Origin of the sequence: Nostoc sp., assembly GCF_036919595.1 — a bacterium.
In the GTDB taxonomy this organism is placed as follows: Bacteria; Cyanobacteriota; Cyanobacteriia; order Cyanobacteriales; family Nostocaceae; genus Nostoc.
Genome location: NZ_JBALCO010000151.1, coordinates 24,223 through 44,164, shown reverse-complemented (window position 1 = coordinate 44,164; position 19,942 = coordinate 24,223). Strand labels below are relative to the sequence as shown.

Below are 19,942 nucleotides of genomic sequence, written 5' to 3'. Positions count from 1 at the left end.
ACAGCCGATTTATATGTTGCAGGTATTTTGGTAATTGGATATTATTTCTAATCTGATTGCCTTACTTCATACTGCATTTGATGATACTTCCAAAGCTTGCCTTTGAGTTCCAGCAGTTCTTGATACTTACCTTGCTCTACTATCCGTCCCTGTTCTAAAACTACAACTTTATCTGCTTTAGAAATAGTAGAAAGACGGTGAGCGATCGCAATTACTGTTTTCCCAACAGATAGTTTTTCTAATGAATCTTGAATTAAGCGCTCAGATACAGAATCTAAGGCGCTAGTTGCTTCATCCAAAATCAAAATTTCTGGGTTCCGCAGTAAAGCACGCGCAATAGCAACTCGCTGCCTTTGTCCTCCAGATAATCTAACACCTCTATCTCCAAGCTGGGTATTAAAACCTTCGGGCATTTCCAAAATAAATTCTAGTGCATTCGCTAGTTTGGCAGCCTCTTGAATTTCATCATTAGTAGCTTCTGGAGTACCGTAAGAAATATTCTGCCAAACATTAGTATTGAAGATAAAAGTGTCCTGACTGACGACAGCTATTTTCCGACGTAGGGAGTTAATTTCAAACTGCCGGACATCAATTTCATCAATGTAAAGATATCCATCTGTAGCATTATAAAATCGGGGAATTAAATCAGCAAGGGTTGTTTTACCAGCACCAGATGCTCCGACTAATGCTGTCATTTTTCCCTTTTCAAGAGTAAGGGTAATATTATGCAGCACTAAATTCTCATCATCGTAGGAAAAATCTACAGATACTAAATCTATTGACCTTTTTAACCCTTTAAACTCAACTTTGCCATTTTTAAAGTAATATTTACCATCACTTTTTAACATGTTTTTAACGTTGTCTGCCGAGCCATGTAAAGTGCTAAGATATGCTCTCGTACCATTAATATCTTGAACAAACGGGATAAAGCGAAATAGCACAAAGAAAAAGGTTAGCAAAGAAGCAACTTGTAGCGTTCCATTGGTAACAAGGCTAGTAAACGCTAAAATAATCATTCCGATCAATACGGTAGTCGCTACGCCTTCAGCAATTGGCTTAACAAGTGTCCAGGTAAATACAACTTTAGTGGTACTACTTATTACTTTGTCGCTAGCTTTGTAGTAACGCTGACGTTCAAATTCTTGAGTACCACAGGAGTGAACAGTGCGAATACCATTAATAAATTCTATGGCTGTTGATGTAAAATTAGCATTAGCAGTTGTCATGCCAAAACTTGATTCTCTGACTCTAGCGTTCAGATTGGACAACCCTACACCTAAAAGTGTAAATAGTAATGCCGAAATTAGTGTTAGTTGCCATGAGATTAAAAACATTGATATTAAGTAAACAAAGGTTGTTAGTCCTCTAGTTACTAAAAAGGCTGTGCCACTGAAACCCTGTCTGATTTTTTCAATTTCTGTGGTAATTGTGTTAATTAGTTCACCAGAACGAGTTTTGGCAAAGTAACTTAGTGACAAGGATTGTAACTGTTCAAAAACTTGCTTACGTAAGCGATCGGCAAGATGTAGTTGAGATAGTTCAGTGTATACTTGGGAAAAGTAATTAAAGGTTGCACGTAACCAAGTACTTAATAAAATTAAGAGAGATACGCGGTACAGACGATTAATCGCCGATGTCTTGGCTCCCAAAATCCAAATATCAAACCAGTGTATTCCGGTCTGGACAGGTTGAGCATTGGGACTAGTTAAGCTTTGCAAAAAGGAAAGTAAAAAACCAATACTCACACCTTCAAAAGTTGCTGCCAAAATCGAAAATATCAGAGCTAGAGTTGCAATTTTACGAAAGTGTTTAAATTCTTGCAATATCAAATAGTTGTCCTGCCAAAAGCTGCTAGCTTTGAACAGACTACGAAGTTGTTGAGGAAGTTGGAAATGCATGGATTTTTCTAACAATAATTTGGTATTTAATACCGATTATCTGTGAGGTTGCATAAAACAAAAGGATTTTGCCCCAAGTCTTACTAAGCCTGACTTTGTGCAGTTTCACAAAGAAATCAGGAGTTAGGAGTCAGAATTATGACTTCTGAATTCTCAAAGTGTTTGGCTATCCAGATGTAACAAGTGAGGCTGTGCTTCTACTTCCCATGAAGCCGTAACTTCTGGTAGTTTATTTAGCTGTACTGCATCTTCTAAAGTCCAACAACGAGATCCGATCAAATTCATGTCACCCCGTAGCACGTTAAATAACTGGGGCAGATTGTCCAGACTGTATTTACCCATCCAACGCCCTAGCGGTGTGATGTTGTGTGTGCAAAACCTGATTGCTTGAAAGAGTTTACCTCGTTCTCCAACACGCCACTCACGGCAAAAAAGTGAGCCTGGCGAGTAAACCTGCATTAACAGAATCAATCCCAACATGACTGGACTTACTAATAGCAACAACACCAAAGCAGCAATCCAATCAATTAGTCGCTGCAATTGTCTCAAGGGTTGGTTAGGCACTTTATTGCCAGCGGGTATGCTTAGGAATATTGGTTTTTTAGCTTCTTCACATGCATCTGCCCAAAACCTGAGCAAAGCCTCACCCAGCTTTGGATCTATGCTTACCAAACTTACAGGAGAATGTTGTAAGCATTCTACTAACGATCGCTTACTATCTAATGAAGGCAGATATGGTTGTTTAACTCGTCCAGGCGGCTTCACCAACAGCTTACCCCGCCGCCACTGGAGTGTGCAGTACCCACGATTCTCTTGGTGTTCCTGGGTTACATCATATAAATTCTCTAGAGTTGGAATTATTGAAGTTGTCATATGTCTTTGGGTTTATACAGGAGTGAATTGCTGAGGCGTTATCAAAGGCTATCAATGCCAAAGACCCAAATCCGAATCTTGTTGTAAGTCCAAAAAGTTAGAGATAATTGAGGGCAAAAATATGTTATTGCTATTTGCCACTCAGCCAAGCACATATCGTGCAGAATTCTACTGGTGTAGAGGTCTACTAATCAACGTTACTATCAATATTCATGGGCAATCGGTATTTTTCCGGTAACTACTGAAAGTAGAGAAATGTAGAGGGAAATTACCCATGAATCTATATCTACGTTTAATTGCACTGAGGTGTTGATTGGAGCAAGATATTTAACAAAACCAGTCCACTCTTGTCTTCTAGCCTTTATGAAGGTGCTTTAATCTCTAGAATATAAGACTATATAGAAATAGCGATCGCTCAAATAAATTCTTTATTTACTCTTTAAAGAGCCAGTGATTTCTCTGAAAACTCATAAAGATAGTATAAATATACTGGAATTTTCCTGATAGGAGCAAAATTAAATTTTGTTCATCAAAACGTAGGGTAGCACAGTTGTGCCACCCTACCGCGTGTTGTATTTCAACTAATTAGATCCCCGACTTCTCTAAGAAATCGGGGATCTGGGGATCTATCGTAGCCGTACTAGCTACTTTTCCACAGCTTGTCGTAGGGCTAATTGTTGTTTCATATAGGGTACGTAATTACTGCTAGAGTTTGATACCCCGTTAGCTACAACCCCAATCAGATTTAACTTACTTAACATGGCTGTCGCTTGAGTAAGCTGGCTTCGCGTCACAATACCAATGCTTGCCACCATGACCACGCTACGACAAGATGATGCGGTGAGCATGGCATCCACTAAACCGAGAACTGGGGGAGCATCTATGAGTACCAAATCATAGTTTTCCTCAAATGCTGCCATTAATTGCATCATCCGAGGGGAACTTAACAGATTAGCTGGGTCAGTAGGTTTGGGACCAGCCGTCAAAATATCGATGTAGGCGGAACCTGAGTATTGAAAACTAATCTGGTTGGGTAAAGTTGCATCACTAGCCAATAGAGTTGAAAGCCCCTGTTCATTAGGAAGATTCAGTTGTTGGTGCAGACTGGGATCACGTAAGTTGGCATCAATCAGCAGTACCCTTTTGTGTAAACGGGCAGCACTCATCGCCAGACCCAACGCCAAAGCTGACTTACCCTCATCGGCTAAAGCCGAGGTAATCATCAAAGATTTCAAGTTAGTAACAGTATTTAAAAGTTCAATGTTTTTGTAAATCAGATCCAGCGATTCCCAACGCGGTGGAGATTGTAATACCTGAATTGTCCAGGGGGCGAGAACTTCTGGCTTACCAAAAGGTAACTTGATCATTGATTCTCTGGGTTTGGCTGGCGGTAACTTGGGAGTTGTTCCCAACAACGGCATAGCCATTTGCTTTTCTAACTCAGCAGTGGTGTGAACTGCATCATCAGCCGATTCCCGAATAAAGGCAGCAATGCCTCCTAACATAAACCCAACCACAGCACCTAACAGCAAATTCTGTTGGAGATTGGGGCCTAATTGTGCGCCTTTTTGGGGATCTTCAACCACTTCCCAATTAAATCCACCCTTGGAAAGTTCTTGCCGCAATTGCTGTTCTGCTCTTAAAAGCTGCTCTAACCTTTCACGACTAAATTGTAACTGGGGTAGCATCCGATTGTAATAAGCCAACAGAGGCGGGAAGCGTTTAATTTCCAAACGCAACTCGTTTTCTTTCTGGGCCAAAGTTTGATCGCGAGCAGTTAAAGCAACTATATTGGTCTGTGTTTCTACTAGCTGACCAGCAAGGCTGAGATCAATTTCACCGAGCTGTCCTTTTTCGAGGAGAGAGTCTCCAGAACTGAATGCACCAGCAGATTTTGGGCCTAAAGTCCTTCCTACTTCTTGTTGCAATAATTCCTTCTGGCTTTGAAGCTGTTCTTTGAACTTTTCTACACTTGGAGTCTGATCTGTAAAACGTAAGCGTTCTTGTGCTAATGCCAGTTCTGTTTTTTGGATTTCGTTCAGTAAGCCTTGATAGCGAGTAGACTGACTCAGGCGGGAAGCAACTAGAGCATTTTGGGGAGAACGGTTAAGTTGTTCTTCCAAGGACTTTTGGCGTGCCAAAGCTTCCCCATACTGAGAACGAGTTGTCTGTCGCTCTTGGGCAATATTGTTCAAAGCCGTCTCAATAGCTTTGGCCTGTGACTCTGGATCAATTAAGTTCTGATTTCTCCGAAATCTTTGTAGATTTGTCTCAGCCGCGTTTACTTCTTCACTGGCTTTACTTAACTGTTCCCTGATAATTTGCAGACCTTTTTGTAAACGCGAATTCTGTTGTTCTTTGTTATATTCCACATAAACTTGTCGAATTGCACTTAGAACTTTTTGTGTTTTTTCTGGATCTCCAGCAGTGTATTCAACTTGAAAGATTTTAGTAGCGACATTATCTTCTTTGCTCCTTATTTGAGTTAAGACCAAAGAAGCTTTAATTTCAGCTGAAGTTATATCGGGATAATTAGACTGAAGTTTATCAACTGCTTTTTGGATGAGTCCTGAACTCTGCATCAGGTTAAGCTGAGTTGCAGTATCTATCACAACATTAGAGTCGGTAAACTGGTTGTCTAACCCTGCTCCTTCTGTCTTACCTTGATAGTTAGGTTCTACTAGCAGTTGCATCGAACTTTTATAAGTTGGTTTTGTCTTAAAAGTTACCAGACCCGCAAGAGCAATACAACTAATTAATACTGCTAAGAACCAAGGAAATCTTCGGACAAATACGGCAAACATTTGTCCGTAACTTGGTTCAGTTTCAGAAGTTGGAGTTATATGAGGATTTAGACTACTTTGAACCACTTTTATTATCCTTGTCTTTTCTACGAAAGGCTATGCCAACAAGACTTACGCTAAGAGATACTCCGAAGAATACCTATTTTTTAACAAACCGCCAAAGACGAGAGAGAAAATAAATAGGTAATCTTATAGTGATCAGAGATTAAAAAATCAAATGAATAATTGATACCCACTACAAGCTTGGTTAATAATTTGCTCAACTTTATTAAAGAAGGCATTTTCTGAAAAGTTTGCTACTGCATGATTACGGATGCGATCGTAATCCCAAGAAATGCCATTGGCTTCTATTAATGCAATTTGTAGAGATTCGGGTGTTTGTCTTTTGAAAAAGACTCCTGTTTCACCTGGAATTTGAGTATCTAATACTCCACCTGCTCCGTAGGCGATGACTGGTGTGCCACTAGCATTAGCCTCTACTGGAACTAATCCGTAGTCTTCTAGGGCTGCGACAATAATAGACTTGGCTTTGGAAAATAAGTCTTTGCGGGTTCTATCACTTACGTGTCCCAAGAACACAATATTTTGTAATGCTTTGGATTTTAGCCGTGCTTGTTCTGGTCCGTCACCTGATATTAATAACCGCCATCCCAGCCAATTAAAAGCTTCGACTATTATATCAAGACGCTTATAGCTGATCATCCGGGCTGAGGCCAGATAATATTCATCTTTTATATCTGAAAAAACAAATTTACTAGTATCAATTGGATAGTTAACCATTATTGCCTGTTTGCCATAAACATTTTTTATCCGGCGGGCAACAACACTAGAATTAGCAATGTAAAGGTCAGGTTCCTGTGCATATTTCAGGTCTACCTTTCTCATTACTTGAAATACTTGTTCGATTAAAGGAGCAAAATATCTATAGTCTCCGTATTCTCTTAAATAAGTCGCTGTATCCCATAAGAAACGGGTGACGTTATGGCAAAAGCAAATGTGGCGGGCATTGGGATTTTTTTGTACTGCTTTAGCGAAGCTAGTGCTACTGCTAATAATTAGATCGTAGTCTTGCAGATTCAAGGCACGAAAGGCAGGAAAATATAGAGGAGCCATTGACCTGAAATATTTTGCTGCATAGGGAATCTTTTGTAAAAAGGTTGTATTGACTATGCGATCGCCTAGATCAATAGTTTTTTGTGGGTCGTATAGAGATGTGAAAATATCTGCTTCAGGATAGCGTTTACAAAGCAGTTCAAACACACGCTCTGCCCCACCTCGCTGGGTTAAATAATCATGGACTAGAGCAATTTTCATGAATTTGACCTAAAGTTTCGATCAGGTTTGTTTGAACGCTCCCCAGCAAGTTACTATCAACAACTTTAGTGTTCAGCTTACTTTTCACGGTATAGCGAAGACCTTACTTCCATTCCTGTCCCCTTTTAGGGGAGTGGTTTTGAATTTCCCCAACCCTTGTAGGGTTGGGGGCTAGGGGGTTAGGTTCCACATGACGTGAAAAGTGGCTAGTGTTCAGCAGTATAATTTCCTATCCTCTTCACGAAATTCTTGCTACAAATACGTTGCTAGGGACGTACAGCTGTACGCCCCTACAGCCAATTAATTTGTTACAAATATTTTTGGAACCGATATTACCCAACTGCTACTAAGATTTTCTCTGCGGCGAAATAAGTGTTTTGCTCAGTTCTTAATTGGTCGCAGAGTCTGCCTTCAGGCAATTCTACATCCTCGTATGTGAGGACTTGATCCTTAGTAATATCTCGTTTCAGGCGACATCCTTCGGCTAAACCAATTGGTAAGAGATTTTGCTGTTGGACGATGGGGGAATTTTCACATTGTCCGTAGGTCATGTAGTAACCGATGCCATCTAGGGTTTCTCCTGCTTTCAGGTCAATTTTGGCAGTGGTGACAACATCTACTAGCGGGCCTGCGAGTGGAGACATAACGGCATCACCGAATAGGACAGCACGCGCTACGGACAGGGGAACTTCAAAATGACAGAGGTGATAAGGAGTATAGAAGCTGTAAAGAGGCCCTTCGCCTAATTTGTATAAGTTGAGATAGTGGCGTTGCTTGGGGTCATCGTGAGTGGCAAATACATATACGCCTGGGCCAGGTTTTGCTCCAACTACATAATCGACAATACCGCCCAGTTCCTTGAGTTGTTCAACATCATATATCTGAGCCATTTCATCGACATAACCATTGAAGTCATATCCCAACATTCCCCGTTTGGCAACTTTCATACCTGTGGCATTGGCAACGATCGCTTGCTCAAAGGAAATTTTGGTTCCGTCGGCGAAGCTAGCCACCATGTGAGGCTTTTGACCCCAACGTTTAGCAAATCCTTCCTGGGTGGTGGGATTGCGATAGGGGTCTTGGAGTCCTTTTATGTTACCGCACAATAAGGGAGTTAAACCAATGCTTTTCACAAAGCGGTAAAGGTTCATTTGTACCCCTGGCTGATCGCCATCACAAGCGCTGAGGATGACGCCTGCTTTGTCGGCATACACTTTCAAGATGGGGCCAATGGTGCCGTCGAGTTCGGCATTCATCATAATCACATGTTTGCAATGGGCGATCGCTTCCATAACGATGTGAGCGCCAAATTCCACTGCACCTGTGACTTCGATTATGGCCTCAATGCCCTCAGCCCGACACAGTAACTTAGCGTCTTCTGTGACTGCATACTTACCTTTCGCGATCGCATCTTCTAACTCGCTGACAGTTGCAACAACTTGAATATCCTCAATTCCTGCTTCCGAATAAGCTTGTTTAGCTGCATCAATCTGACGATTGGAGATAGCAACTAACTCCATTCCTGGCACTGAATTGACAATTTGGTTGGCAATTCCTCGACCCATGAAACCAGCACCAATCATTCCCACTTTAATGGGATTTCCTGCTGCGGCACGAGCTTGTAAGGCGCGATCGATAATAATCATGAACTAAACTCCTTTTTGGAACTGTTGGTTGTGATACAAATTCTCTATAAATTTGCACTCAATAATTTGTTACAGCTAAATATTAAGTACATTTTTATGGGAATTAGGATTAGCTTGCACCAAGCGTATAAGTCACGGCTATACAGGTAAAACTCGCGCAGGCGGGTTTTAACAAGGGGCAAAATCCCCTTGTTAATTTTCATCAGCCCGCGCCGACTCAGTTTGTACGGTTTTGTAATTTCTAATCACCAGAGCTAAGTACTAACTAGCTGTTTGCTAGATGCTACAGAATCAGTTTGTTTTTTCTGGCTGTGATTTTCGATAATTTGCTCCACAGCATTTCTGTAGGCTTGAGCAAACTTTTCTTTGGTATGATTTGTTCTTGCATATTCCCATGCCTGACGAGACATCAGCTTTAGGTCTTCTACAGGCAAATCGGAAATACTTCTAACTTTCGCCTTAATTTCTTCAAGGGAAAGGTTATCAAAAATCACACCAAAGTCGTGAACATCCACACCAGATTCGTAGCTTAAAATTGGAATTAACCCAGCTTGTAAGCTGGTTATGACTGCTCCTGCCTGTCCCTCAGAAACGGAAGGATAAACAAGTCCCAAACAACTATTTGTAATCTTTAAAAAGTCAGGACTGCTAACATCAATCCAACCATAAGTATGAATGTTAGGTGTTTCATACAGTTCTTTATAGAAAGCTTGCTCAAATTCTTTGTCATTACTTACCGGACCACAAACTGTTAAATGGTATTCCGGCATTTGGGCAAAGGCATCTAAAACTAAGTCTAATCCTTTGAGAACTAAAGCACTACCACCAAACCACAGAAAACGCTTTCTTACCGCTTCAAAGTCTTTCTCGTCAGGAGAGGGATAAACGAGTGACGAAGAAATTGGAATACGATACATTGCTTTGTTGGCATATTTGAATGTATCAACTGTGAAATTGTTGCCCAATATGGTAGCGTAATCGGCATATTCAATTCCCAAATTGGGCGTTTCAAATCGCTGTGGACGTAAGGTAATTCCTCGACGCTGTTGGAGTTCTAGAAGTCTATTGCATTCAGCTGCATTGCGAAATACCATATTAGCAATGTCAACGTGGAAAATCTTGATACAATCTTTATTCAGTTTTGGTGCAAGTGCTTCTAGACGATGACGGATATCAATGAAAAATGCGTAGTGTTTTTGAGGAACGAATTTATCATTATGGAACTGGATAACATCAACGTTATAGCCCATGTCTAAAAAAGTTTGTGCGATTAGTAGACATTCCCAGTTCCAACTCTGGTCATTAGGGATAGGCTGACCTGGTTTTATCAGGAATGGCTCAATCCGATAAGAAAGAAGTACATTTCCTTTGGAAGGCTGTTTGGGCTTCAGGGAAACAATTTGTAAGGTCTTGGCATAGTTGATCCGATCTTGGACTTTATTGGAGACAAAAGAGATAGTATCACCAACACGAGATAAAATACTGTTTGGCATTTATTTATACCTTAATTGATGAAGTTAACATCTAAAATGTTAATTAGAAAATGACAGTTGTATATACATCAATCGTAATTCACTCGGGAAATATTTTTTTGAAGAAGTTACACTATTTGCGTACTTTTAATTTGGTTAAAAAGTAATTTCACGAGTTATTTAATATTGCTATACTTATCTGGAAGTTGTACCGCCAACAGCCATCATTCTCAACAAAGTCCAATTTAAATCTTTCTCAGATATTTCAGTCACATCTAGAGGCCAATCAATGTTAAAAAATGGGTCATCATAGCGTAAACCTCTCTCATACCCTGGCGTGTAAAATTCACTTACTTGATATACGACTTCAGTCTCATCTGTGAGTGCTTGATAGCCGTGAGCAAACATTTCTGGAACATACAAAGCACGGCGGTTTTCTGGAGTTAATTCTACACCAATGTGTGATAAAAAGCTAGGAGATTCAGGACGCATATCAATAATTACGTCATAGATAGCGCCTTTAGTACAGCGAATTAATTTCGTTTCTGCTGCTGGTAGAACTTGATAGTGCATTCCCCGAATAGTGCCTTTTTTGTAGTTAAAAGACAGGTTACATTGGGCAACTGTTGGCTTTAAGCCATGTGCTTCAAATTCTTGAGCGCAGAAAGAGCGAGCAAAAAAACCACGGTGGTCTGGTTTTTCTTCTAAATCAATAATGAGTGCATCTTTGAGTGCGGTTTCAGTGAAAATCATATGATTCCTTAATGTTGAGTACAGAAAATACTTGCTAACTGCTTAGTATTTGCACCAAAAGATAACAGTAATAAATGTGGATTTAATCACCTACAACTTCCTAGGCGTCGTTAGGAACGTAACCCACCTAAGAGGATATTTGGAAAATATCAAGATCCCCCTAAATCCCCCTTAAAAAGGCTACAGTGTACACACAAGTACTAAAATCCTTGCCTGGTAAGATAGAAACTGTATATTGCCAAGCTTTTGAGTTGATCAAACTGATTATCAATAGTGTCAGTTTTTTGATAGAGTTCTAACAGAAAATCAAAAGGTTTCAAAATAATTTTCTGTTCTTTTTCGTCCATTTGATTTCCAATTCGACTTGTGTGTACACGGTAGCCAGGGGGGCTAAGGGGGATCTAAAAGTACATCACTAACGACTTTTAAAACATTTTTTTATGAAAGGGTACTAAGTCGAAATTTTAACTGCATCTGATGAAGAACGTAACTCTACTCTGGGATAAGTATCATCCCAGTATTGAGTGCAGAGGTGTGGTCGTTCGGGAGGGTTGGCGGTGTAACAAAAGAATAGTGTTGATCGGTCTTCTGTGCGGACTGTGCCGTGATGCAAAGTATTCTTTGTATCTACAAGAATGACTGTACCTGCTGGGCCTGGGCAGGATTTCCAAGCAGATTTGGGGATGACTAGTTTTACTTCTTCATCATCGATACCCATATAGCCTGCTTTCCAAAGTTTGTAGTAAAGCTGAAAATAATTCCAACTAAATAAGGGAGTTAAAGAGCGGGGAATGTATTCAAAAGGCCCAGTTTTTTCGTCTACATCATTCAAGTAAATAATGATTTTTATAATCCGGCGGTCTTCTGCATCGCGATGCCATAGCAGCGTCCCAAACTGATGTTTATTATTGAAATCTTTGCGTAAATGTACACCATGAAAAGCAATTGGAAGACCGATATAATTTTCGATGATGTTGAGTAGCCTTATCTCGATCCCCCAGGCATAAAATTCTGGTAAACCTGTAACTGTGTAAATTTGCGGCAACTTTTGCTCTATATGGTCGTTGTTTAGATTTTCCATCTGAGACAATTGATGGTGAGCAGCTTTGAGCAGTTCTGAGTTAGAGTGGAACCCTAAATCTGCCAGTGTTGTGACGCAAACACCATCTTTCTTGAGAGCATTAAGGATGTTGCGATCGCTTCTTTCCAATGCTGGCAGATTTCTGCTATGCTTCCAACGGGCTATGTGGTATAGAAAGTCAGAAGACAGTGTAGCTATTTTGCGCTTAATGGCGATAAACATGTCGTACATTCCTTCTAGTTTCGATGTATATTTATCAGTAATTTAGTAGCTTATGGCTTATAGCTTTGCACTTCTTGAGTAGATATTTCACTTGATTCTGCTAACCTAAACTCTTTAGAAACCATCACGTCCAAAGCACACAAGCTGACTAAAGCTAAAAATGGAACTACTGTTTTGATAGCGGACATCGGCCATCTTCTTAAAGCACCCAAGAAAACTTTCAAGTTGACTTCTTTGCCGTTCTGCAAAAGCATCCGCCGACAAAACTGCTTAGAATATCCACTCTGCTCTAATTTCAAAATCACTTCGGGGATGTGTTTGTATTGCATTAACAGTGCAGACTTTGGTTCTTTCTGCCAATAACTCACACCAACAACACATTCTAAATAAATCTCTTTAGTGACAATTACAATGCCATTAGCAGCACAATATCCGGCTAAATATGCTAAAGATATCCAGTTATTCTCAGCGTCTGGCCAATTTTTTAGAGCACGTTTTACTAGGTCAGTACGGTAGACTGTAGCAGTCAGAAAAATTACTGCACCAACACTTTTTGAAAAACAATGTTCAAATATGGCTTTACCATTACCATCACCATCTTCACTATCAATATCAAACCAGCGATTACCAACAATTGTTGGTGGATGGACTGGTTCACCAGTAATTTGGTTGCGACCGGAAAAGTTAAGGAACAATAATGATAAATTTTCATGTCGTCTGAGTTTATTGATGACATAAGCAATGGCTTTATCTTGAATTGGGTCATCATCACCGATTGTCCAAACATATTTTGTTGTAGTAGAATTTAGGCAATACATAATATTTTTGACTACGCCTAAATTTTTAGAGTTTTTATTTGATTTAAATGTAATGTTGCTAAGTGTTAATTGCCATTTTTGGATCACTTCCTGAGTATTATCTGTTGAACAATTATCAGAAACTAAAATCTCACATTCATCTTCAAAAGCTTTGATAGCTTGAGCCAACCATGCTAACTGTTTATCAAGTAACTTAGCACGATTATAAGTCGGTATAGCAATAGTCAGTAATTTTTGCATGGGAATAGCTTAGTAATTAATTAAATTCGTATATGAGTGGTCATTGTCAACAGTTAGGATTAACAATCAATTTATTGACAATTAACACACTAAGTTACAGACTATTACATTGTGGTGAAAGTTTACCTATTTTTAACAAGGGAATTTTGCCCCTTGTTAAGCCCCAAGTCTTGTTAATTGAAATGCTAGGTAGATTTAAGCCGTGCTGTATTAGTTTCTAGCTGCTTGGGTGGAAAAAGAATTACCCAAGCTGATATACTTAGGAAACGGAGGTAAGGAATAAATATCTTTATTGTCAAGAAAGGCCAACGTTTTAAAGCACCTAATAAGATTTTCCAGTAAGTTTTGTGTTGGAAATTCTGCCAAATCATTTCCTGACAAAATTTATGAGAATATCCTACCTTTAGTAGTTTTATATAAACTTCAGGTATGTAAGCATATCGCATTCTGAAGTTCCATGTTGGATCAAGATCCAAAAGACTAGCGCCCATAGTACATTCTAAATAAATGTCTTTAGTGACAATCACACTTCCATGAGCAGCGCAAAACCCAGCCCAATATGCTTGAGATGCCCAATTACTAGTAGCAGATGGCCATTTTTGTACAGCGAGTTGCACTAAATCTGTTCGATAAATTGCTGCTGATATAAAAAGTACACCACCAAAATTTTCGTTCAGATAACCTTGAAATACAGCTTTCCCGTCAACTCTTGGCTCGTCATTCTCACTATTCAACCAGCGTTCTACAACAAGTTGACCCGTTCGTTTTTGGCGACCGGAGAAGTTTAAAAACATTAGTGCTAAATCTGAATATTTTTGTAGTGTTGTTAACACATAATTTAGGGTTTTTTCTTGAATTGGATCATCATCACCAATTGTCCAAACATATTCGCTAGTTGCAGCTTTCAAGCAACAAGCAATATTACCCATTACGCCTATATTTTCACTGTTTTTGTTTGATGTAAATGTAACATTGCTGAGAATTATCTGCCACTTTTTAATTACTTCTTGGGTATTATCTGTAGAACAGTTATCAGAAATAAATATTTCGCAGTCAGACTCAAACCCTTTAATAGCTTTAGTTAACCAAGTAAGTTGTTTATCTAAAAGTTGGGCACGATTGAATGTAGGAATACCAATGGTAAGCAATTTATTCATATTAAGCTCAAATCTGTAGTTAAGAAAGTACTAGCAGTAGCTGATACCGATTATCTGTGATGTTGCTAGCAAAGGGCTTAAGCACGTTGTCTCACCAAGCTTTATTTTGTGTAGTTTCACCAAGAATTGGTATTAGTAATTAATCAACTGTTTTCCAGTCTAATTTTTGTGGGTTAGCAGCAAAACTTTATGGTAGATACACCTTTTAATTACTCTTTAGAGATTTCTCAAAATAAATTATCTAATCTTGGGGGATGAGGATTTTGCCCACCTTTTGTTACGGTCTTTAATTCCCTACTTTAAAAGGAGGGTTAGCAGACTTAAGCCTTAATTGAACCATATTGCCGATTATCATAGTGACAATATAAAAACAGTAACAATAGGCAACTTTGTTGCTTATAATTAGTAATTACGATGCTATTAAAAGCCGATCCGGAATAGGACAAGGATAAATTTTTACTTCAGGAATCGGCACAACAAACTGTCCACCCCACTCGCCAATAAATGCCATTTCTTCCATAATTTCCTCCTTGAGGTTCCAAGGTAAAATTAGGACATAATCTGGTTTAGTTTCACGGATTTTATCTGGCTCAAAGATGGGAATATGAGTCCCAGGTAAAAATAAGCCTTGTTTGTAGGGACTGCAATCTACTGTATAATCGATAAAATCTTTAGCAATACCACAATAATTAAGCAAGGTGTTACCTTTAGCTGGTGCGCCATAACCCACGATTGATTTACCTTCTGCTTTAGCCGTCAAGAGAAAATTTAATAGCTTGTGCTTTGTTTCTTTGACTTTTTCAGCAAATGTGATGTAAGTTTCTATGCGATGCAGTCTGGCGGCAATTTCTTTCTCTTTGAGATGGCTTATTCGGTCGCTGATGTTGTGATTATCAGCGTGGTTATGTTTGGCATAAATTCTTAAAGAACCGCCATGAGTTGGTAATTCCTCTACATCAAAAATTTGCAATTTGTGGGCTGCAAAAATTTTTTCGACAGTCAGGAGTGAGAAATAAGAAAAATGTTCGTGATAAATAGTATCAAACTGATTTTGTTGAATGAGTCGCAAAATATGGGGAAACTCCATCGTCAAGATGCCATTGGGTTTGAGGATGAGTTTCATTCCAGCTATGAAATCATTTAGATCCGGTACATGAGCTAAAACATTGTTTCCTATCAAAAGGTCAGCGAGTTTTCCTTGGATAACAAGTTCTTTAGCAGTTTCAACCCCAAAAAACTTGTTGATACTAGGAATGCCTCTAGCTTCAGCAACCTTCGCTATATTTGCTGCTGGTTCTATTCCTAAAACTGGGATTCCCTTTTCTAAAAAATATTGCAGTAAATAGCCGTCGTTGCTGGCAATTTCAATAATTTGATTATGATGATTAAAACCAAACTTTTCTACTATCATCTCGGTGTAAGCTTTGGCATGTTTTAGCCAACTGGTTGAGTAAGAAGAAAAGTAAGCATAGTCACTGAAAATCTGATCTGGAGTTTCAAACTGTTCTAATTGAACTAAAAGAGTGTCTTCAGAGACATAAGCGTGCAGAGGATAAAATTTTTCTGCATGATTTAGCTGTTCTGCTGTCAGATAAGCATTGGCTAAGGGTGACATTCCTAGATCAATAAAAGTTTTGTGTAGAGGTTGACCACTGAATCGACATTTTGCGAGCGCCATAAACTTCAACTCACTAATTGCAAATAATTCGATAGGGTAAATAAGTCCGAATCAAATATTGTTGATTCGGAGGCTTAGATTATTTTCTCGCTGCTGCTAGGCTACTCTAGCTACTTTTTATTCCAGAAGAAATCATTGTCAATTTGCTCAGTACGAATCAGATATTCTAGCTGTTTTAAGCGGGTAAATCCTCTAAATAAGAAAGTATCTTCAGCCATATGTATTTGACTGAACAAATCAAATAGCTGCTGGGCACCAAGTTGGGCATTCCAATCACACTTAAATCCGGGGAGGATTGTGTTGATTTTCTCGAAGGATACCCGATAGCTGCGGTTATCTGCGCCGTTGTCACCAAAGGACAATTTACAATCTGGGAAAATATCAGCAATAATTTCAGCGATTTCTTTAACGCGATAGTTGTTCGCTGTATCTCCCACGTTGAAGATTTGGTTATGTACAATGTCCCGTGGTGCTTCTAAGGTGCAAACTATTGCTTTGCAAATATCCAATGCGTGGACTAATGGACGCCAAGGTGTACCATCACTAATCATTTTGATTTCTTTGCTAGTCCATGCCAACCCTGCTAAGTTGTTTAAAACAATATCAAAGCGCATTCTGGGAGAAGCACCAAAGGCAGTGGCATTCCGCATAAAGGTGGGAGAAAAGTCATCGTCAGCGAGTGGTCTGACATCTCGTTCTACCAGAGTTTTGCATTCTGCGTAGGCTGTTTGGGGATTAATTGGGGATTTTTCGGTGACATCACCTGTGGTAGCAACACCGTAGACACTGCACGAAGACATATATACAAAGCGACGCACACCCATAGCCTTAGCCAGACTAGCTAGACGAACTGAACCTACATGATTAATTTCGTAGGTAATATTGGGTGCTAATTGTCCGGCTGGGTCATTGGAGAGTTCCGCCATGTGAACTATTGCTTCGATACCTTCCAAATCCTCAGGGGTAATGTTGCGGATATCTTTGTTGAGGGTTTTGGGTGTCACCCCATTAGCGTTGTACAGCCAACCAACTTTATAGAAACCTGTATCTAGACCGATAACTTCATGTCCCCGTTCAATTAACAGAGGTGGTAATAACGAACCTAGATAACCTTCTGTTCCAGTTACTAATATTTTCATTGTGGTTAATGTCTTTGTATTGATGAGTTAAATTCTTCGTTTAGTAAGGGCGCACAGATGTACGCCAGCGTGCTGCATCCAAAAGGGAACCGCTATATGACTCGGCTAACAGTCATTGAAGATGACGATTCCAACTACTAAAATCTAAAATTACCGATTGGGCAGTAGCATATGTGTAGCGGCTCTATACGTATGCTCAGAGTAGCCCTGTCAAGGTGGGTAAATTTTCCAAAAAATAATTCTTCTTTCCTCTGTGTTCTCTACGCCTCTGTGGTTAAAAAGTAATTTATTTAACTACGTAGTCTGGGAGAACGCAGAGAGAAAAGCAAGGATTTGATGAGTTACCTTGACACAGGTAATCCTCAAAGTGCAAGTAACTATGCTATCTATGCAGTTACTACACTGTCTAGATGCGAGAGTTGGGGAATTTGGGTGACAAGGGCTTTACCGATTTCTAAAGAAGATGTCGCCGCAGGAGAAGGAGCATTGCAAACATGGATGGAGTTTTGACCGGAAACGATCAAAAAGTCGTCTACAAGCTTGCCATCGTTCATTAAGGCTTGAGCGCGGACTCCTGCGTGGGTGGGAACTAAGTCTTCTGCTTGGACTTCGGGAATTAGTTTTTGCAAACTTCTGGTGAAGGCTGCTTTGCTAAAGGAACGAATGATTTCTTGGATGCCTTCATCAGCGTGTTTGGCTGCTAACTTCCAGAAACCAGGATAGGTAATGACCTCAACAAAATCCCGCAGATCAAAGTCGGTTTTTTTGTAACCTTCGCGTTTGAGCGATAGAACCGCGTTTGGCCCTGCATGGACGCTACCATCAATCATCCGGGTAAAGTGAACACCCAGGAAGGGAAAATCTGGATTGGGAACTGGGTAAATTAGTGTCTTGACCAGATAGCGTTTTTCTGGTGTGAGTTCGTAGTATTCTCCCCGGAATGGGATGATTTTTGCTTGGGGTTCAACTTGACCTAATTTGGCAGTGCGATCGCTATGCAATCCAGTACAATTAATTACAAAGCGTGTTTCAAAGCTACCCTTGTTTGTTTCCAGTACCTGATTTTTACCACTTGGGGAGATTTTCAGAACTTTTCTATTGAGGTGTAAATCCCCACCCTGCTGTTGAATTAGCTGGACGTATTTCAAACAAACTTGCTTGTAATTAACAATACCAGTTGAGAATACCCGAAGCCCACCTACACATCTTACATGAGGTTCAATTTCCTTGACTTCTTCGGGGCTGATTTTCTGGACTTCTATGCCATTTTCTAAGCCGCGTTTGTAGAGATTTTCTAGGCGTGGTAGCTCTTGTTCTTCAGTTGCAACAATTACCTTACCACAAACTTCATGCTCAATTCCATACTCTTGACAGAATTCTACCATTGAGCGAGAACCGTCACGACAAAATTTAGCTTTGAAACTCCCTGGCTGATAGTAAATACCAGAATGAATCACCCCGCTATTATTGCCTGTTTGATGAAATGCCCATTGGCTCTCTTTTTCTAATACTAAAATACGTGCATTAGAATAGCGTTTTCCTAAAGCCAACGCTGTCGAGAGTCCAACTATTCCCCCACCTATAATCGCAAAATCATACATTACTATTATCGCACTTTAAATTACAAAAAAGTGAGGAGTCAGAAGTTAGAAGTTAAAACTGATAACTAATAACTCTCCCTTACCATACCTTCCAAGGAGCTTGACTGTTCTTCCATAGCCCCTCTAGGTAGTTTTTATCACGTAAAGTATCCATCGGTTGCCAAAAACCATCATGTTTGAAAGCTGATAACTGTTCCATATCAGCTAGCTTTTCTAATGGCTCTTGCTCCCATACCGTAGAGTCATCGGTGATTAAGTTAATTACTTCTGGTTCTAGCACAAAAAAACCGCCATTAATCCAAGCTCCATCACCTTCAGGTTTTTCCCGAAAGCTGGTAATTTTAGTTTGCTCATATCCTAAAGAAATGGCACCAAAACGTCCTGCTGGTTGAACGGCTGTGAGTGTTCCTAAGGTCTTTTGTTCTTTATGAAACTTAAGTAACTCGCTAATATTAATATTACTTACACCATCACCATAAGTAAAGCAAAAAGTCTCATTACCAAGATGTTCACTAATCCGCTTTAAGCGTCCGCCTGTCATAGTATTATCACCCGTATTTACTAAGGTAACACGCCAGGGTTCAGCATAACCAGAATGCACGTTCATCTGATTAAATCGCATGTCAAAAGTAACATCTGACATATGTAAAAAGTAGTTAGCAAAATACTCTTTAATTATGTAACCTTTGTAACCGCAACAAATGATGAAGTCATTAATACCGTGGGCGGAGTAAGTCTTCATTATGTGCCAGAGAATTGGCTTACCACCAATCTCAACCATCGGCTTGGGTCTGATACTAGTTTCTTCACTGAGGCGTGTACCAAGCCCTCCAGCCAAAATCACCGCTTTCATGCAATTACCTCGGAGATTTGTAGGGATATTATTATTTAACCGTGCCGTGCCAATTTTAGATTTTAGATTTTGGATTTTTGATTAAAAGAGTTTTTTGATACATGCCCCACTCTGAAAGTGGGCAAAACAAATCTACTCATCCGCTCGTTCGTGAGTAGGGTGTTGCAGACAAGACTCGCTAACACAAATCTAAAATCCAAAATTATTTGACTTTCTCGACATGAAGAGGATGCACTTAAATAGAGAAAAATTTGTTTTTGATTTCTTTTTCTCCGTCAATAATCTAACTATAATTTTCGGCAAAATTATGAAGGTGATATGAAATAAAATCTTTTCTATATAAAAGCTCTATGAATACCTATAAAGATGAAAATAACTTACTGAATTCAATAA

14 protein-coding genes are annotated in these 19,942 nt (G+C 39.6%); all 14 read right to left on the bottom strand.

Annotated elements, in window-relative coordinates; genetic code table 11:
- Positions 1–47: 47 nt before the first annotated feature.
- The 14 genes from hepA to rfbF all read right to left on the bottom strand — a co-directional run bounded on the left by hepA (position 48) and on the right by rfbF (position 19,549).
- Positions 48–1,898: a heterocyst formation ABC transporter subunit HepA gene (gene hepA, locus V7K21_RS23280; protein ID WP_335177559.1), complete on the bottom strand. Its 1,851-nt coding sequence runs from the start codon at positions 1,896–1,898 to the stop codon at positions 48–50.
- A gap of 153 nt (positions 1,899–2,051) precedes the next feature.
- The gene (gene hepC, locus V7K21_RS23275; protein ID WP_335177558.1) at positions 2,052–2,771 is read right to left on the bottom strand and encodes a heterocyst development glycosyltransferase HepC; all 720 of its coding nucleotides are present in this window, start codon (positions 2,769–2,771) and stop codon (positions 2,052–2,054) included.
- A gap of 644 nt (positions 2,772–3,415) precedes the next feature.
- Entirely contained in the window at positions 3,416–5,641 is a 2,226-nt protein-coding gene (locus V7K21_RS23270) for a GumC family protein (RefSeq protein ID WP_335177557.1), read from the bottom strand.
- A gap of 147 nt (positions 5,642–5,788) precedes the next feature.
- Entirely contained in the window at positions 5,789–6,889 is a 1,101-nt protein-coding gene (locus V7K21_RS23265; RefSeq protein ID WP_335177556.1) for a glycosyltransferase, read from the bottom strand.
- A gap of 332 nt (positions 6,890–7,221) precedes the next feature.
- Positions 7,222–8,535 carry an NAD(P)H-dependent oxidoreductase gene (locus V7K21_RS23260; protein WP_335177555.1) on the bottom strand — a complete coding sequence of 438 codons (1,314 nt, stop codon included), beginning with the start codon at positions 8,533–8,535 and terminating at the stop codon, positions 7,222–7,224.
- Positions 8,536–8,789: 254 nt separating this feature from the next.
- A complete protein-coding gene (locus V7K21_RS23255) occupies positions 8,790–10,028 on the bottom strand; it encodes a glycosyltransferase (protein ID WP_335177554.1) in 1,239 nt (412 codons plus the stop codon).
- Between the two features lie 174 nt (positions 10,029–10,202).
- Positions 10,203–10,760: a dTDP-4-dehydrorhamnose 3,5-epimerase gene (gene rfbC, locus V7K21_RS23250; RefSeq protein ID WP_298915869.1), complete on the bottom strand. Its 558-nt coding sequence runs from the start codon at positions 10,758–10,760 to the stop codon at positions 10,203–10,205.
- Between the two features lie 451 nt (positions 10,761–11,211).
- Complete coding sequence (locus V7K21_RS23245) at positions 11,212–12,063, bottom strand: phytanoyl-CoA dioxygenase (protein ID WP_335177553.1); 852 nt, start codon at positions 12,061–12,063, stop codon at positions 11,212–11,214.
- 50 nt (positions 12,064–12,113) lie between these two features.
- Positions 12,114–13,121, bottom strand: coding sequence for a glycosyltransferase family 2 protein (locus tag V7K21_RS23240; RefSeq protein WP_335177552.1), 1,008 nt, complete (start codon positions 13,119–13,121; stop codon positions 12,114–12,116).
- A 185-nt stretch (positions 13,122–13,306) separates the two neighbouring features.
- Complete coding sequence (locus tag V7K21_RS23235; RefSeq protein ID WP_335177551.1) at positions 13,307–14,278, bottom strand: glycosyltransferase family 2 protein; 972 nt, start codon at positions 14,276–14,278, stop codon at positions 13,307–13,309.
- A 409-nt stretch (positions 14,279–14,687) separates the two neighbouring features.
- Complete coding sequence (locus V7K21_RS23230; RefSeq protein WP_335177550.1) at positions 14,688–15,956, bottom strand: class I SAM-dependent methyltransferase; 1,269 nt, start codon at positions 15,954–15,956, stop codon at positions 14,688–14,690.
- A gap of 110 nt (positions 15,957–16,066) precedes the next feature.
- Entirely contained in the window at positions 16,067–17,095 is a 1,029-nt protein-coding gene (locus V7K21_RS23225) for an NAD-dependent epimerase/dehydratase family protein (protein ID WP_335177549.1), read from the bottom strand.
- A gap of 386 nt (positions 17,096–17,481) precedes the next feature.
- Positions 17,482–18,696 (bottom strand): L-2-hydroxyglutarate oxidase, encoded by a 1,215-nt coding sequence (lhgO, locus tag V7K21_RS23220; RefSeq protein WP_335177548.1) that lies wholly within the window; start codon positions 18,694–18,696, stop codon positions 17,482–17,484.
- A gap of 79 nt (positions 18,697–18,775) precedes the next feature.
- Entirely contained in the window at positions 18,776–19,549 is a 774-nt protein-coding gene (gene rfbF, locus V7K21_RS23215; protein WP_335177547.1) for a glucose-1-phosphate cytidylyltransferase, read from the bottom strand.
- Positions 19,550–19,942 lie beyond the last annotated feature (393 nt).

Bases quoted from the DNA above. Each gene is read 5' to 3' on its own strand.
- rfbC (WP_298915869.1), bottom strand. From the start codon at position 10,760: ATGATTTTCACTGAAACCGCACTCAAAGATGCACTCATTATTGATTTA.
- V7K21_RS23255 (WP_335177554.1), bottom strand. From the start codon at position 10,028: ATGCCAAACAGTATTTTATCTCGTGTTGGTGATACTATCTCTTTTGTC.
- V7K21_RS23240 (WP_335177552.1), bottom strand. From the start codon at position 13,121: ATGCAAAAATTACTGACTATTGCTATACCGACTTATAATCGTGCTAAG.
- V7K21_RS23230 (WP_335177550.1), bottom strand. From the start codon at position 15,956: ATGGCGCTCGCAAAATGTCGATTCAGTGGTCAACCTCTACACAAAACT.
- V7K21_RS23265 (WP_335177556.1), bottom strand. From the start codon at position 6,889: ATGAAAATTGCTCTAGTCCATGATTATTTAACCCAGCGAGGTGGGGCA.
- V7K21_RS23260 (WP_335177555.1), bottom strand. From the start codon at position 8,535: ATGATTATTATCGATCGCGCCTTACAAGCTCGTGCCGCAGCAGGAAAT.
- lhgO (WP_335177548.1), bottom strand. From the start codon at position 18,696: ATGTATGATTTTGCGATTATAGGTGGGGGAATAGTTGGACTCTCGACA.
- V7K21_RS23225 (WP_335177549.1), bottom strand. From the start codon at position 17,095: ATGAAAATATTAGTAACTGGAACAGAAGGTTATCTAGGTTCGTTATTA.
- hepA (WP_335177559.1), bottom strand. From the start codon at position 1,898: ATGCATTTCCAACTTCCTCAACAACTTCGTAGTCTGTTCAAAGCTAGC.
- V7K21_RS23245 (WP_335177553.1), bottom strand. From the start codon at position 12,063: ATGTTTATCGCCATTAAGCGCAAAATAGCTACACTGTCTTCTGACTTT.
- hepC (WP_335177558.1), bottom strand. From the start codon at position 2,771: ATGACAACTTCAATAATTCCAACTCTAGAGAATTTATATGATGTAACC.
- V7K21_RS23235 (WP_335177551.1), bottom strand. From the start codon at position 14,278: ATGAATAAATTGCTTACCATTGGTATTCCTACATTCAATCGTGCCCAA.
- rfbF (WP_335177547.1), bottom strand. From the start codon at position 19,549: ATGAAAGCGGTGATTTTGGCTGGAGGGCTTGGTACACGCCTCAGTGAA.